Genomic DNA, 13326 nt, shown 5'->3' with positions numbered 1-13326 from the left:
TTGTTAAAGCGACGAATATTTCTTGCGCAGACGCTGACGAATCAGTTCGGCGAGGGTGTTCATGACGAAGGTGAACAGCAGCAGCACCAGCGCCGAGAGGAAGAGCACGCGGTAGTGGCTGCCGCCGACTTCCGATTCGGGCATTTCCACCGCGACGTTGGCGGCCAGGGTGCGCAGGCCTTCGAACAGGTTCATTTCCATGACCGGGGTGTTGCCCGTGGCCATCAGCACGATCATGGTTTCCCCGACCGCGCGGCCCATGCCGATCATCAGCGCCGAGAAAATCCCCGGGCTGGCGGTGAGGATCACCACGCGGGTCATGGTCTGCCACGGCGTGGCGCCCAGGGCCAGCGAGCCCAGGGTCAGGCCGCGCGGCACGCTGAACACGGCGTCTTCGGCGATGGAATAGATGTTGGGGATCACCGCAAAGCCCATGGCCAGGCCCACCACCAGAGCGTTGCGCTGGTCGTAGGTGATGCCCAGGTCGTGGGAGATCCACATGCGCATGTCACCGCCGAAGAACCAGTTCTCCATAAACGGGCTCATGTACAGCGACAGCCAGCCGACGAACAGGATCACCGGGATCAGCAATGCGCTTTCCCAGCCTTCCGGGACCTTCAGGCGGATCGATTCGGGCAGGCGGCTGAAGGTGAAACCGGCGACCAGGATGCCGATCGGCAGCAGCATCAGCAGGCTGAAAATGCCCGGCAAGTGCCCTTCGACATACGGCGCCAGGAACAGGCCGGCGAAGAAGCCGAGGATCACCGTGGGCATGGCTTCCATCAGCTCGATCACGGGTTTGACCTTGCGGCGCATGCCCGGGGCCATGAAGTAGGCGGTGTAGATTGCGGCGGCAATCGCCAGCGGCGCGGCCAGCAGCATCGCGTAGAACGCGGCCTTGAGCGTGCCGAAGGTCAGCGGCGAGAGGCTCAGCTTGGGCTCGAAATCGGTGTTGGCGGCGGTCGATTGCCAGACGTACTTGGGCTCGTCGTAGTTCTCGTACCAGACCTTGCTCCACAGCGCGCTCCAGGACACTTCCGGGTGCGGGTTGTCCAGCAGCAACGGTTGCAGCTTGCCGCCCGCTTCGACGATCACGCGGTTGGCCCGTGGCGACAGGCCGAAAATCCCGGCGCCGTCGACCACTTGGTCCACCAGCAAGGTGCGGTGCGCGGTGCTGTGGAACACGCCGAGCTTGCCAGCGGCGTCCAGGGCGACAAAGCCCTTGCGGCGCTCTTCGGCGGTGATTTCGAGGATAGGCGCGGTGCCCATCTGGAAGGTGCGGATCTGCTTGAGGCGCTGTTCGCCGTCCGGGTCGCGGGCCATGAACCACTGGGCCAGGCCGCCCTTGGAGTCGCCGACGATCAGCGAGATGCCGCCCACCAGTTGGGTGCTGGCGGTGACGTGCGCCTCGCCGTCCTCAAGCAGTTTGTAGCGGCCGTTGAGGCTCTTGTCGCGCAGGCTGAACACGTCGGCCTGGGCGCGGCCATTGACCACGTACAGCCATTGCTGGCGCGGGTCGATGAAGATGGCTTTGACCGGCTCGGTCATCTGCGGCAGGTCGATGCGCGCCTGCTCGCTGGTGACTTCGCCGGTCATCATGTTTTCTTCGCTGGTCAGCGACAGCACATGCAACTGCGAACCGGTGGAGCCGGCGAGCACCAGGGTGGTGTCGGTGGCATTGAGGCTCACGTGCTCCAGGCTGCGGCCTTGCTCATCGAGGGCAATCGGCGCTTCGCCGTAAGGGTACTCAATGGCGGGCGAGATGGTTTTTTTGCTGTCCGGGTAGGTGACCTTGTAGGTGTGGCGGAACACCAGCGCCTGGCCGTTGGACAGGCCGACCACCACCAGCGGGCTGCCAGGCTGGTCTTCGCCGATGGACGAGACGCTGGCACCGGCCGGGATCGGCAGGCTTACGCGGCTCAGTTCGGCACCGCTGTCGAGGTCAAAAAACAGGGCCTGGCCCTTGTCGGAAACCCGCATGGCAACCTGGTTCTGCTCTTCGAGCGAGATCATCAGGGGCTTGCCGGCGTCCTGCATCCAGGCCGGGGCGAGCGGGTCCTTGGCGGTCAGATCGGCGCCCTGGAACAGCGGCATCACCACGTAGCCGAGGAAGAAGAAAATCAAGGTGATAGCCGCGAGAACGGCCAGCCCGCCCACCAGGACGTACCAGCGGGTCAGGCGATCTTTAAACGCGCGGATGCGGCGCTTGCGTTGCAGCTCAGGCGTATTGAAATCAATTCGCTTGGGAGGAGAAGTCGTAGTCATGGGGGAATTGGCCAGATCATTCATGCGCACACCCTAGCGATCCTGTATGACAGAAAGATGACAATGCAGTGACGCAACAAATCCGCCGCCCGTGGGTACTGGCAGCGGACCGAAAAATTGAAGGGTGTAGGCGGGCCTGGGTGGGCCCGGCGCTACACCGGGTAATGCAGGCTTATGCGCCTTATTTCAGACCCAGGTCAGCCAGTGCCTTGGCGGCGACTTTGGCTGGCAGCGGGATGTAGCCGTCTTTGACCACAACTTCCTGGCCCTGCTTGGACAGCACCAGTTTCACGAACTCGGCTTCCAGCGGAGCCAGAGGCTTGTTCGGGGCTTTGTTGATGTACACGTAGAGGAAGCGCGACAGCGGGTACTTGCCGTTCAGGGCGTTTTCTTCGGTGTCTTCGATGAAGTCAGTGCCGCCCTTCTTGGCCAGGGCCACGGTTTTCACACTGGCGGTCTTGTAGCCGATGCCCGAGTAACCGATGCCGTTGAGCGAAGAGCTGATCGACTGCACAACCGACGCCGAGCCTGGTTGCTCGTTGACGTTGGGCTTGTAGTCGCCTTTGCACAGGGCTTCTTCTTTGAAGTAGCCGTAGGTGCCGGATACCGAGTTACGGCCGAACAGTTGCACTGGCTTGTTGGCCAGGTCGCCGGTCACGCCCAGGTCGCCCCAGGTTTTCACGTCAGCCTTGGCGCCGCACAGGCGAGTGGAGGAGAAGATTGCATCGACCTGTTCCATGGTCAGGTGCTTGATCGGGTTGTCCTTGTGCACGAACACGGCCAGGGCATCCACTGCCACCGGGATGGCGGTCGGCTTGTAGCCGTACTTCTGCTCGAAGGCCGCCAGTTCGGTGTCCTTCATCTTGCGGCTCATCGGGCCCAGGTTAGAGGTGCCTTCGGTCAGCGCAGGTGGCGCGGTGGCGGAGCCAGCGGCTTGAATCTGGATGTTGACGTTCGGATATTCTTTTTTGTAATGCTCGGCCCACAACGTCATGAGGTTGGCCAGGGTATCGGAACCGACGCTGGACAGGTTGCCCGACACACCAGTGGTCTTGGTGTAGCTCGGGATAGCAGGGTCAACAGCGGCAACCGCATTGGCAGTCGCTACGCCAGCAGCGACAAACGTCATTGCCGCCATCAAACGCTTCAGTTTCATGCCTTACTCCTAGCAGATAGGGTGTGTTATTCGGGGCCAAGTATCAGCAGGCCGTGTGAACACTCTATGGCTGGAATATGACAATTAGATGAAAGGCCATTATCTGGCTAGGGGCCGGCTACCGAGGCATCGTTCATCGCGGGCAAGCCCGCAGGTTCAACGCAGGCCTGTGTGGGAGCGGGCCCGCCCGCGATAAGCCCTCACTGCTAGCGCCCCTGCTTCCACAGGTACGCACCCACCAGCATCCCCACGCCACAGATGATTGCCACGTAATAGGCCGGGCCCATCGGGCTTTCCTTGAGCAGCAGGGTCACCACCATCGGGGTCAAGCCACCGAAGATCGCGTAGGCCAGGTTATAGGAGAACGATAACCCGCTAAAGCGCACCACCGCCGGGAACGCCTTGACCATCACATAGGGCACGGCGCCGATGGTGCCCACCAACAGGCCGGTGAGCGAATACAGCGGGAACAGCCAGTCCGGGTGGTTGAACAGGCTGTGGTAGAAGGTCCAGGAACTGAGCAACAGCAAACCGCTGCCCACCACGAACACCCGCCCGGCGCCAAAGCGGTCCGCCAGCGCGCCGGCGGCGATGCAGCCCAGGCTCAGGAACACGATGGCCAGGCTGTTGGCCTGCAACGCGGTGGTGGGCGCGAAGTGGTAGACGGTTTGCAACACGGTGGGCGTCATCAGGATCACGACGATGATCCCGGCCGACAGCAGCCAGGTCAGCAGCATCGAAATGACGATGGCACCGCGATGGTCACGCAATACCGCCCGCAGCGGCACTTCTTCGGCCAGGGCCTTGCGCAGTTGCAGCTCGGCGAACACCGGGGTTTCGTGCAGCCAGCGGCGTAGGTACACGGAAAACAGGCCGAACACGCCGCCCATCAGGAACGGAATCCGCCAGGCGTAGGCGGCGACTTCCTCGGGGGTATAGAGGCTGTTGATCGCCGTGGCCATCAGCGAGCCCAGCAGGATCCCCGCCGTCAGCCCCGACGTCAGGGTGCCGCAGGCGTAGCCGACATGGCGCTGTGGCACGTGTTCGGACACGAACACCCAGGCCCCTGGCACTTCGCCGCCAATGGCCGCGCCCTGGATCACGCGCATTACCAGCAGCAGGATCGGCGCCCACATGCCGATCTGCGCGTAGGTGGGCAGCAAACCCATAATCAGGGTCGGCACGGCCATCATGAAGATGCTCAGGGTGAACATCTTCTTGCGCCCCAGCAGGTCGCCGAAGTGCGCCATGACGATGCCGCCCAGGGGCCGCGCCAGGTAACCGGCGGCGAAGATGCCGAAGGTCTGCATCAGGCGCAGCCATTCGGGCATGTCCGCGGGGAAGAACAGCTTGCCCACCACCGTGGCGAAAAACACGAAGATGATGAAGTCGTAGAACTCCAGCGCACCGCCCAGGGCGGACAGGGACAAAGTCTTGTAATCGTTGCGCGTCAAGGGACGGGCGGGCTGCACAGGCTGTGCAGTGCTGGAGGGCACGCTGGTCATGGCAAGGCTTCTCTTATAGTCGGTTCTGCAAGCTCAACAACGCTGGTTGAAGCCTGGGCGGGTTCGGCACGATAGCAAATTGTTCTAAAAAGCACATACAGCCGCGTAATAGAGGGCCAAAATGCGAACCGGACGGTCGTCGCGGGGTCTATCCACCGATATACTCGCTGCCTTGCTACCTCAAAGGATTGCTGTGCGAAAACGCCTAATGACGCCCCCGGGCACCGGGCCAGGCGGTTTCGCAGAGTTTTCCTTAGTTCGCCTTATGAAGAACGTGACGAACGCAGTATGTTCGGGGCTGAATCGTTTTTCCTGAAGACGGCTATTCTCCTGATGTATTACGGGTCAGAGGCCCTCCGGCATGATAGAGCTCGAACAAGAAGATCCAATCCCCCAAGGCGACCTGGCCTTGCAAATCACCGCCCTGCCCCGTGAAACCAACGGTTTTGGCGATATTTTCGGCGGTTGGCTGGTGGCGCAGATGGACCTCGCCGGCACGGCGATGGCCAGCAAGGTGGCAGGCGGGCGCGTGGCGACCGTGGCCATCGACCGCATGGCATTCCTGGTGCCGGTGGCGGTGGGCGCGCAGTTGTCCTTTTATACCCAGGCCCTGGAAATCGGCCGCAGCTCGATCCAGATGATGGTCGAGGTGTGGAGCGACGATCCGCTGTCCAGCGAATGGCGCAAAGTCACCGAAGCGGTGTTCGTGTTCGTCGCCATCGACGGCAGCGGGCGCACCCGTTCGGTACCTTCCCGGGCCCGCTGAACCAACGCCCGCCCCTGCCTGCCAAGAGATGCGCACCATGCCCACGCCCACTGTTGAAGCGGTAAAACTCGATGAGCTGAACTGCTGGCGCATCCGCCATGCGGGGGCCGAATTGCTGGTGGCCCAGCAAGGCGCGCATATCCTCAGTTATCAACGGGCCGGGCAACCGCCGCTGGTGTGGCTCAACGACCGCGCCACCTTCACCACCGGCAAAGCCATCCGCGCCGGCGTACCGGTGTGCTGGCCGTGGTTCGGCAACCTGGCACGCAACCCGCACAGCGTGCAGGCGATGTACAGCGGCGAACAACCGGCCAGCGCCCACGGCTTGGTACGTGCCATGGACTGGTCACTGAGCGGCATCGAAAGCGAAGGCCAGGCGCTGAAGATCGACTTCGCCCTGCCCCAAGCCGCAACCGGCCTACCGGGCTGGCCGCACCGGGTCGAGCTGAAGCTGAGCATCCGCCTCGACGAGCAACTGCACATTGACCTCACCAGCCATAACCTGGGCGCCGACGCGGTGACCCTCAGCCAGGCGCTGCACACCTATTTCGCCGTCAGCGACGTGCGCAATGTGCAGGTGCAAGGCGTGGACGGGCTCCGCTACATCGAAACCCTGGACGACTGGAAAACCCTCACCCAACGGGGCGACCTGCACTTTGCCGGGGAAACCGACCGCATCTACCTCGATGCGCCCCCACACCTGAGCATCCTCGACCCGCACTGGCAGCGCCGCATCCAATTGACCAGCCGCGGCTCACGCTCGGCAGTGGTCTGGAACCCCTGGAGCGAACGCGCCGCCCACCTGGCCGACATGGCCGACGACGGCTGGCAGCGCATGCTGTGCATCGAAACCGCCAATGTGCTGGACGACGTGGTGACCTTGGCGCCGGGGGCCAGCCATACGCTGGGGGTGAGTGTTATGGGCATTGCCCTGTAACCGGCGCCAACTCTGTGGGTGCGCAACTACAGCGGCAATCCACTGTGGGAGCAGGCTCGCCCACTCCCACAGACGCTGCTCCCACTCATGACAGAGCCTTCCCCTACAAATCCGCCTCCTGCACCACCTTCACCTTGGCCGCGTCCAGCGCATAGGCCGCGTCGGCCAGGTCGTTGCTGACCGCTTCAACCTTGAGGGTGCCGGTCACCCACAGCGGCGTGTAGATGTCGTCCAGTTTCAAGCCCTTGGGGTAGCGCACCAGCACCAGTTGATTGGGCGGCGGCGGCGGCACGTGGATGCACGCGCCCGGATAGGGCACCAGAAAAAACAACGTGCTACGGCCCTTGGCGTCGGTTTCCAGCGGCACCGGGTAGCCGCCCAGGCGAATGGCCTTGTTGTTCATCGCCGCCACGGTCTTGTTCGAGTACATCACCGCCGGCAAGCCCTTGCTCTGCTTCAAGCCACCCTTTTCGTTGAAGGTGCCATTGGCCTCGGGGGAGTTGTGGTCGATGTCCGGCATTTGTTCCAGGGCGAGCTGGTCCGACTTGGGCATCAGCTCCAGCCAGTCGGTTTCCGCCAGTTCGCTGGCATGGGCCAGGCCGCAGCCCAGGAGTAGGAAAGTCAGGAGAAGACGGCGCATGAAGGGCTCGGCAAATAGAGGAAGGAACGGTCGCCGGGCATTCTAGCCCTCAACGCCTGCGCAGCGCAGAGGGCCTTGTTGCGATGAATCAGTTCTTTTTCACCAGGCCGTAGATCACCAGCAGCACCACGGCGCCCACCAGCGCACCGAGGAAGCCTGCACCCTGGCCTGCTTCATAAATGCCCAGCGCCTGGCCGCCATAAGTGGCCGCCAGCGAACCGGCGATGCCCAGCAGGATGGTCATGATCCAGCCCATGCTGTCATCGCCCGGTTTGAGGAAACGTGCCAGCAAGCCGACGATCAGGCCGATAAAAATGGTTCCGATAATTCCCATGGCATTGCCCTCTGGATAAGTGAGATAGATCCAAGCCTAGCCAGACTTTGGCATCCTGCCATCAGAGGGCGGCGGGGCCGCAATGGTTCCCGCCATGCCACACGGGTTACTCGGCGATCAGCGCCTGCACCCTGAGGATCTGGCGCTCCAGCGTGGCCGCATCGGCACAGCGCAGGTTGGCGTGGCCGACCTTGCGCCCGGCCTTGAACGCCTTGCCGTAGTGGTGCAGGTGGCAATCGTCGATGGCCAGCACCTTGTCCACGTCGGGCACGCTGCCGATGAAGTTGAGCATCGCGCTTTCACCGACCTTGGCGGTCGAACCCAACGGCAGGCCGGCAACGGCGCGCAGGTGGTTTTCGAACTGGCTGCACTCGGCGCCTTCGGTGGTCCAGTGCCCGGAGTTGTGCACCCGTGGCGCGATCTCGTTGGCCTTGAGGCCGCCGTCCACTTCAAAGAACTCGAACGCCATCACGCCCACGTAGTCCAGGTGCTTGAGCACACGGCTGGAATAGTCTTCGGCCAGGGCCTGCAACGGGTGGTCGGTACTGGCCACGGAGAGCTTGAGGATGCCGCTCTCATGGCTGTTGTGTACCAGCGGGTAGAAGCGGGTTTCGCCATCGCGGGCCCGCACGGCGATCAGTGAGACTTCGCCGGTGAACGGCACAAAGCCTTCGAGCAGGCAGGCAACGCTGCCCAGTTCGGCGAAGGTGCCGACCACATCGGCGGCGCTGCGCAAAACCTTCTGGCCCTTGCCGTCGTAGCCCAGGGTGCGGGTCTTGAGCACGGCCGGCAGGCCGATGGCGGCCACGGCGGCGTCCAGGTCGGCTTGGGACTGGATGTCGGCGAACGCCGGCGTGGGGATGCCCAAATCCTTGAACATGCTCTTCTCGAACCAGCGGTCACGGGCGATGCGCAACGCTTCGGCGCTCGGGTACACGGGCACGAACTGCGACAGGAAGGCCACGGTTTCAGCCGGTACGCTCTCGAACTCGAAGGTCACCAAGTCCACTTCGTCGGCCAATTGGCGCAAGTGGTCTTGGTCGCCGTAGTCGGCCCGCAGGTGCTCGCCCAAAGTGGCGGCGCAGGCGTCCGGCGCCGGGTCCAGGAAAGCGAAATTCATGCCCAGCGGGGTACCCGCCAGGGCCAGCATGCGGCCCAGTTGGCCGCCACCGATTACACCGATCTTCATCGTCAATAACCTCAGGCGATGCGTGGGTCTGGATTGTCCAGCACGCTGTCTGTCTGCTCAGCACGGAAGGTTTTGAGCACCGCGTGGAACTGCGGGTGCTTGGCGCCCAGGATACTCGCCGACAGCAGCGCGGCGTTGATCGCGCCGGCCTTACCGATGGCCAGGGTGGCGACCGGGATGCCGGCCGGCATCTGCACGATCGACAGCAGCGAATCGACGCCCGAGAGCATGGCCGACTGCACCGGCACGCCCAGCACCGGCAGGTGGGTCTTGGCCGCACACATGCCCGGCAAATGGGCCGCGCCGCCGGCACCGGCGATAATCACCTCGATGCCCCGCGATTCAGCTTCTTCGGCGTACTGGAACAGCAGGTCCGGGGTGCGGTGGGCGGAGACCACTTTCACCTCGTAGGGGATGCCGAGTTTTTCCAGCATATCGGCGGTGTGGCTAAGGGTGGACCAATCGGACTTGGAGCCCATGATGACGCCAACCAATGCACTCATCGTCGTGCCTCTTCTCTCTGGGCGCCCGCAGGCGCGTCAAAAAACAACAAGCCACGCAATGTGCGTGGCTTGTTGTACGAATTATGGCCAGTCGAGCCGGCCGAAGGCCGCGCAGTATACCGCAATGAAACAGATAAACAGCCCCTTTGCTGACCATCCGTCAAACGGCGCAAAGTGGCGGTTTTATTGACCGTGAAGTCAGTACAGGCACCACAAAATCACTCTGGGGGCTGGCTCGCCGGAGGGTGCGCCGCGCCCCCTTCAAGCTTGCGCCACAACAACCGTACGTTGGCCTTGCGCACCAGGGCACAGCGGTACAGGCGGATCTCCAGCGGCACGTGCCATTGCGGCCCGCCGCACACCACCAACTCACCCCGCGCCAACTCGGCGCGCACGCTCAATTGCGGCACCCAGGCGATGCCCAGGCCTTCCAGGGCCATGCTCTTGAGGCTGTCGGCCATGGCGGTTTCATAAATGGTGGTGAAGCGCAGCGCCCGCTGGCGCAGCAACTGGTTCACCGAGCGCCCCAAGAAGGCCCCGGCGCTGTAGGCCAGCAACGGCACGCTGGCCTCGCCTTCGAGGTCGAACAACGGTTTGCCGCTGGCGTCGGCGGCGCACACCGGAAGCATCTCGGTGTGCCCCAGGTGCAGGGAGGGGAAAATCTCCGGGTCCATCTGCATCGCCGCATCGGGGTCGTAAAAGGCCAGCATCAGGTCGCAGCCACCTTCGCGCAGGGCATGCACCGCGTCGCCGACGTTGGTGGCCACCAGCCGCGTGGCGATGTTCAGGCCTTCGTTGCGCAATTGGGCGATCCAGCGCGGAAAAAACCCCAGCGCCAGGGAGTGGGCGGCCGCCACCTGCATGACTTCGCCCTGCCCGCCTTCGAGGTGATGCAAATGGCGCAGCACTTCACCCAACTGTTCGACCACCGTGCGCGCGGTGACCAAAAACAACTGCCCCGCCGCCGTCAGTTCCACCGGCGTGCGCGAGCGGTTGACCAGGGTCAGGCCCAGCGCCGCCTCCAGGCTGCGGATGCGCCGGCTGAACGCGGGCTGGGTGACGAAACGTCGCTCCGCTGCTTGGGAGAAACTGCGGGTGGCGGCCAGGGCGCTAAAGTCCTCGAGCCATTTACTTTCCAGATTCATCACGTCCTCCCGGACACACGCACCAATTTAGGTCACACGCTCGGCATCATACCCGGGTCACACCCACCGTATGCCGTTTGTGCATAGGCCAGTATTTAATGGCATTGGCCCAAAAATGCCGCCAAGCCTAGCATTGGCAGCGTTCCGGCACAGACCGGGTCCATATTGAGATGGTTTCCATCATGTCCTCTGCTGCATCATTCCGCACTGAAAAAGACCTGCTTGGCGCACTCGAAGTACCCGCGCAAGCGTACTACGGCATCCAAACCCTGCGGGCGGTGAACAACTTCCGCCTCTCCGGTGTTCCGATCTCGCACTACCCCAAGCTGGTCGTGGGCCTGGCGATGGTCAAGCAGGCTGCCGCCGACGCCAACTGTGAACTGGGCCACTTAAGTGCGGCCAAACACGCGGCCATCAGCGAAGCCTGTGCGCGCCTGATCCGCGGCGACTTCCACGAAGAGTTCGTGGTGGACATGATTCAGGGCGGCGCTGGCACTTCAACCAACATGAATGCCAACGAAGTGATCGCCAACATCGCGCTGGAGGCCATGGGCCACCAGAAAGGCGAATACCAATACTTGCACCCCAACAACGACGTGAACATGGCGCAGTCCACCAACGACGCCTACCCGACGGCCATCCGCCTGGGCCTGCTGTTGGGCCACGACGCGCTGCTGGCCAGCCTCGACAGCCTGATCCAGGCGTTCGCCGCCAAGGGTGAAGAGTTCAGCCACGTCCTGAAGATGGGCCGCACCCAACTGCAAGACGCCGTGCCGATGACCCTGGGCCAAGAATTCCGCGCCTTCGCCACCACCCTGGGCGAAGACCTGGCGCGCCTCAAGACCCTGGCCCCGGAAGTGCTGACCGAAGTCAACCTGGGCGGCACCGCCATCGGCACCGGCATCAACGCCGACCCGCGCTACCAGCACCTGGCCGTGTCGCGCCTGGCGCTCATCAGCGGCCAGCCGCTGGTACCGGCCGCCGACCTGATCGAAGCCACCTCCGACATGGGCGCTTTCGTGCTGTTCTCCGGCATGCTCAAGCGCACCGCGGTCAAGCTGTCGAAGATCTGCAACGACCTGCGCCTGCTGTCCAGCGGCCCGCGTACCGGCATCAATGAGATCAACCTGCCAGCACGCCAACCCGGCAGCTCGATCATGCCCGGCAAGGTCAACCCGGTCATCCCGGAAGCGGTCAACCAGGTCGCGTTCCAGATCATTGGCAACGACCTGGCCCTGACCATCGCGGCCGAAGGCGGCCAGTTGCAACTCAACGTGATGGAGCCGCTGATCGCGTTCAAGATCTTCGACTCGATCCGCCTGCTGCAACGCGCCATGGACATGCTGCGCGAGCACTGCATCGTCGGCATCACCGCCAACGAAGAGCGCTGCCGCGAACTGGTGGAGCACTCCATCGGCCTGGTCACCGCGCTGAACCCCTACATCGGCTATGAAAACGCCACCCGCATCGCCCGCATCGCCCTGGAAAGTGGCCGCGGCGTGCTGGAACTGGTGCGCGAAGAAGGCTTGCTCGACGACGCCATGCTCGCCGACATCCTGCGCCCGGAAAACATGATCGCCCCGCGTCTGGTGCCCCTGAAGGCCTAAACGCTGTTGCACCGCTCACCAGGTTGAGGGACTAGACACCTCTCACCTTTTGAGGGCTTGGAGATCACTCTCCAAGCCCTTTTTTTTGCCTGTCGATCCCTGGCGCCCTCCTCAGCTAAAGTGCACCCTCTGTGAGCGGGCTGGCCCGCGATGTGGCCAGGCCAATCGGCCCCTCGCGTGCCTGATACACCGCCATCGCGCGCAAGCAGAGCGCCGCCCGGCCCGCTCCCCCGTCATCTCTCGCGGAGACTCGCCCATGCTTCCCAACGCCTACCCCGCCGCCCAGCGCGTGATGGTGCTCTACACCGGCGGCACCATTGGCATGCAGGCCAGCGCCCATGGCCTGGCCCCGGCAGCCGGTTTTGAAGCGCGCATGCGCGAACACCTGCACAGCCAACCCGACCTCGTGGTGCCGGCGTGGCACTTTCGCGAAATGACGCCGTTGATCGACAGCGCCAACATGAACCCCGCGTATTGGCAGCAACTGCGCGAAGCGGTGATCGAGGCGGTGGATGGCCAGGGCTGCGACAGTGTGCTGATCCTGCACGGCACCGACACCCTGGCCTACAGCGCCGCCGCCATGGCGTTCCAGTTGCTCGGCCTGCCGGCGCGGGTGCTGTTCACCGGTTCCATGCTGCCGGCCGGCGTGGCCGACAGCGATGCCTGGGAAAACCTCGGCGGTGCGCTGGTCGCCCTCGGCCAGGGCCTGGCGCCGGGGGTGCAGTTGTACTTCCACGGTGAACTGCTGGCCCCCACCCACTGCGCGAAAATCCGCAGCTTCGGCCGCCACCCGTTCGCCCGCCTCAACCGCCAGGGCGGCGGCGTGCCGGCTTCGTCCCTTCCCGCAGCGCTGGGCTATCGCCAACCCAGGCAACTAGCCAGTGTTGCCGTATTGCCGCTGTTCCCCGGCATCGGCGCCACCACCCTCGACGCCGTGCTGGGCAGCGGTATCGCCGGGCTGGTGCTCGAATGCTTCGGCAGCGGCACCGGGCCCAGCGACGACCCCTTCTTTCTCGCCAGCCTGCAACGGGCCCATGACGCCGGGATCGTGGTCGTGGCCATCACTCAGTGCCATGAAGGAGGCGTGACGCTGGACGTCTACGAGGCTGGCAGCCGTTTGCGCGGCGTCGGCGTGCTGTCTGGCGGCGGCATGACCCGCGAAGCGGCGTTCGGCAAATTACACGCGCTGCTGGGGGCGAGCCTGCCGACCGCCGAGGTGCGGCGCCTGGTGGAGCTGGACCTGTGTGGGGAGCTGCAACCGGGCCACTAAATAGTTACC

General features: G+C 63.8%; 12 protein-coding genes. 4 read left to right on the top strand and 8 right to left on the bottom strand.

Translation table 11 applies throughout. The features are described from left to right. Positions 1-3: 3 nt before the first annotated feature. The 3 genes from CKW13_RS11100 to CKW13_RS11090 form a co-directional block, all read right to left on the bottom strand. On the bottom strand, positions 4-2037 hold the full coding sequence (locus tag CKW13_RS11100) for an ABC transporter permease subunit (protein WP_176465099.1): 2034 nt from the start codon (positions 2035-2037) through the stop codon (positions 4-6). Positions 2038-2446: 409 nt separating this feature from the next. Further along, on the bottom strand, positions 2447-3421 hold the full coding sequence (locus tag CKW13_RS11095; RefSeq protein WP_095108650.1) for a phosphate ABC transporter substrate-binding protein PstS: 975 nt from the start codon (positions 3419-3421) through the stop codon (positions 2447-2449). A 206-nt stretch (positions 3422-3627) separates the two neighbouring features. Continuing rightward, entirely contained in the window at positions 3628-4926 is a 1299-nt protein-coding gene (locus CKW13_RS11090; protein WP_095108649.1) for an MFS transporter, read from the bottom strand. 361 nt (positions 4927-5287) lie between these two features. On the opposite strand from CKW13_RS11090, the gene CKW13_RS11085 reads away from it, so the two are divergent. Both CKW13_RS11085 and CKW13_RS11080 read left to right on the top strand, forming a co-directional pair. Then, positions 5288-5692, top strand: a complete 405-nt coding sequence (locus CKW13_RS11085) for an acyl-CoA thioesterase (protein ID WP_003176975.1) — start codon at positions 5288-5290, stop codon at positions 5690-5692. Between the two features lie 37 nt (positions 5693-5729). After that, a complete protein-coding gene (locus tag CKW13_RS11080) occupies positions 5730-6629 on the top strand; it encodes a D-hexose-6-phosphate mutarotase (RefSeq protein WP_095108999.1) in 900 nt (299 codons plus the stop codon). 103 nt (positions 6630-6732) lie between these two features. Here the strand turns inward: CKW13_RS11080 and CKW13_RS11075 are convergent, their stop codons facing one another. The 5 genes from CKW13_RS11075 to CKW13_RS11055 form a co-directional block, all read right to left on the bottom strand. Beyond that, positions 6733-7269 carry a DUF3299 domain-containing protein gene (locus CKW13_RS11075; RefSeq protein WP_095108648.1) on the bottom strand — a complete coding sequence of 179 codons (537 nt, stop codon included), beginning with the start codon at positions 7267-7269 and terminating at the stop codon, positions 6733-6735. An 88-nt stretch (positions 7270-7357) separates the two neighbouring features. Beyond that, positions 7358-7603, bottom strand: a complete 246-nt coding sequence (locus CKW13_RS11070; protein WP_095108647.1) for a GlsB/YeaQ/YmgE family stress response membrane protein — start codon at positions 7601-7603, stop codon at positions 7358-7360. A 106-nt stretch (positions 7604-7709) separates the two neighbouring features. Next, positions 7710-8792 carry a 5-(carboxyamino)imidazole ribonucleotide synthase gene (locus tag CKW13_RS11065; RefSeq protein ID WP_095108646.1) on the bottom strand — a complete coding sequence of 361 codons (1083 nt, stop codon included), beginning with the start codon at positions 8790-8792 and terminating at the stop codon, positions 7710-7712. 11 nt (positions 8793-8803) lie between these two features. Then, positions 8804-9295 carry a 5-(carboxyamino)imidazole ribonucleotide mutase gene (purE, locus tag CKW13_RS11060; protein WP_007920220.1) on the bottom strand — a complete coding sequence of 164 codons (492 nt, stop codon included), beginning with the start codon at positions 9293-9295 and terminating at the stop codon, positions 8804-8806. A gap of 218 nt (positions 9296-9513) precedes the next feature. After that, positions 9514-10440 (bottom strand): LysR substrate-binding domain-containing protein, encoded by a 927-nt coding sequence (locus tag CKW13_RS11055; RefSeq protein ID WP_095108645.1) that lies wholly within the window; start codon positions 10438-10440, stop codon positions 9514-9516. Between the two features lie 182 nt (positions 10441-10622). Here CKW13_RS11055 and CKW13_RS11050 point away from each other — a divergent pair, with 182 nt between their 5' ends. Together CKW13_RS11050 and CKW13_RS11045 are read left to right on the top strand one after the other, a co-directional pair. Beyond that, entirely contained in the window at positions 10623-12047 is a 1425-nt protein-coding gene (locus CKW13_RS11050; RefSeq protein ID WP_095108998.1) for an aspartate ammonia-lyase, read from the top strand. Positions 12048-12303: 256 nt separating this feature from the next. Further along, the gene (locus CKW13_RS11045) at positions 12304-13317 is read left to right on the top strand and encodes an asparaginase (RefSeq protein WP_095108644.1); all 1014 of its coding nucleotides are present in this window, start codon (positions 12304-12306) and stop codon (positions 13315-13317) included. Positions 13318-13326: the final 9 nt, after the last annotated feature.

The sequence above is a fragment of the Pseudomonas sp. Irchel 3E20 genome, from assembly GCF_900187645.1.
Taxonomy (GTDB): domain Bacteria; phylum Pseudomonadota; class Gammaproteobacteria; order Pseudomonadales; family Pseudomonadaceae; genus Aquipseudomonas.
Note: the sequence above shows the minus strand (reverse complement) of the source record. Positions and strands in the feature narration are given on the sequence as shown.

Excerpts from the sequence above, each read along its gene's own strand:
- CKW13_RS11100 (WP_176465099.1), bottom strand. The coding sequence starts at position 2,037 with ATGCAGGACGCCGGCAAGCCCCTGATGATCTCGCTCGAAGAGCAGAAC.
- CKW13_RS11095 (WP_095108650.1), bottom strand. The coding sequence starts at position 3,421 with ATGAAACTGAAGCGTTTGATGGCGGCAATGACGTTTGTCGCTGCTGGC.
- CKW13_RS11090 (WP_095108649.1), bottom strand. The coding sequence starts at position 4,926 with ATGACCAGCGTGCCCTCCAGCACTGCACAGCCTGTGCAGCCCGCCCGT.
- CKW13_RS11085 (WP_003176975.1), top strand. The coding sequence starts at position 5,288 with ATGATAGAGCTCGAACAAGAAGATCCAATCCCCCAAGGCGACCTGGCC.
- CKW13_RS11080 (WP_095108999.1), top strand. The coding sequence starts at position 5,730 with ATGCCCACGCCCACTGTTGAAGCGGTAAAACTCGATGAGCTGAACTGC.
- CKW13_RS11075 (WP_095108648.1), bottom strand. The coding sequence starts at position 7,269 with ATGCGCCGTCTTCTCCTGACTTTCCTACTCCTGGGCTGCGGCCTGGCC.
- CKW13_RS11070 (WP_095108647.1), bottom strand. The coding sequence starts at position 7,603 with ATGGGAATTATCGGAACCATTTTTATCGGCCTGATCGTCGGCTTGCTG.
- CKW13_RS11065 (WP_095108646.1), bottom strand. The coding sequence starts at position 8,792 with ATGAAGATCGGTGTAATCGGTGGCGGCCAACTGGGCCGCATGCTGGCC.
- purE (WP_007920220.1), bottom strand. The coding sequence starts at position 9,295 with ATGAGTGCATTGGTTGGCGTCATCATGGGCTCCAAGTCCGATTGGTCC.
- CKW13_RS11055 (WP_095108645.1), bottom strand. The coding sequence starts at position 10,440 with ATGAATCTGGAAAGTAAATGGCTCGAGGACTTTAGCGCCCTGGCCGCC.
- CKW13_RS11050 (WP_095108998.1), top strand. The coding sequence starts at position 10,623 with ATGTCCTCTGCTGCATCATTCCGCACTGAAAAAGACCTGCTTGGCGCA.
- CKW13_RS11045 (WP_095108644.1), top strand. The coding sequence starts at position 12,304 with ATGCTTCCCAACGCCTACCCCGCCGCCCAGCGCGTGATGGTGCTCTAC.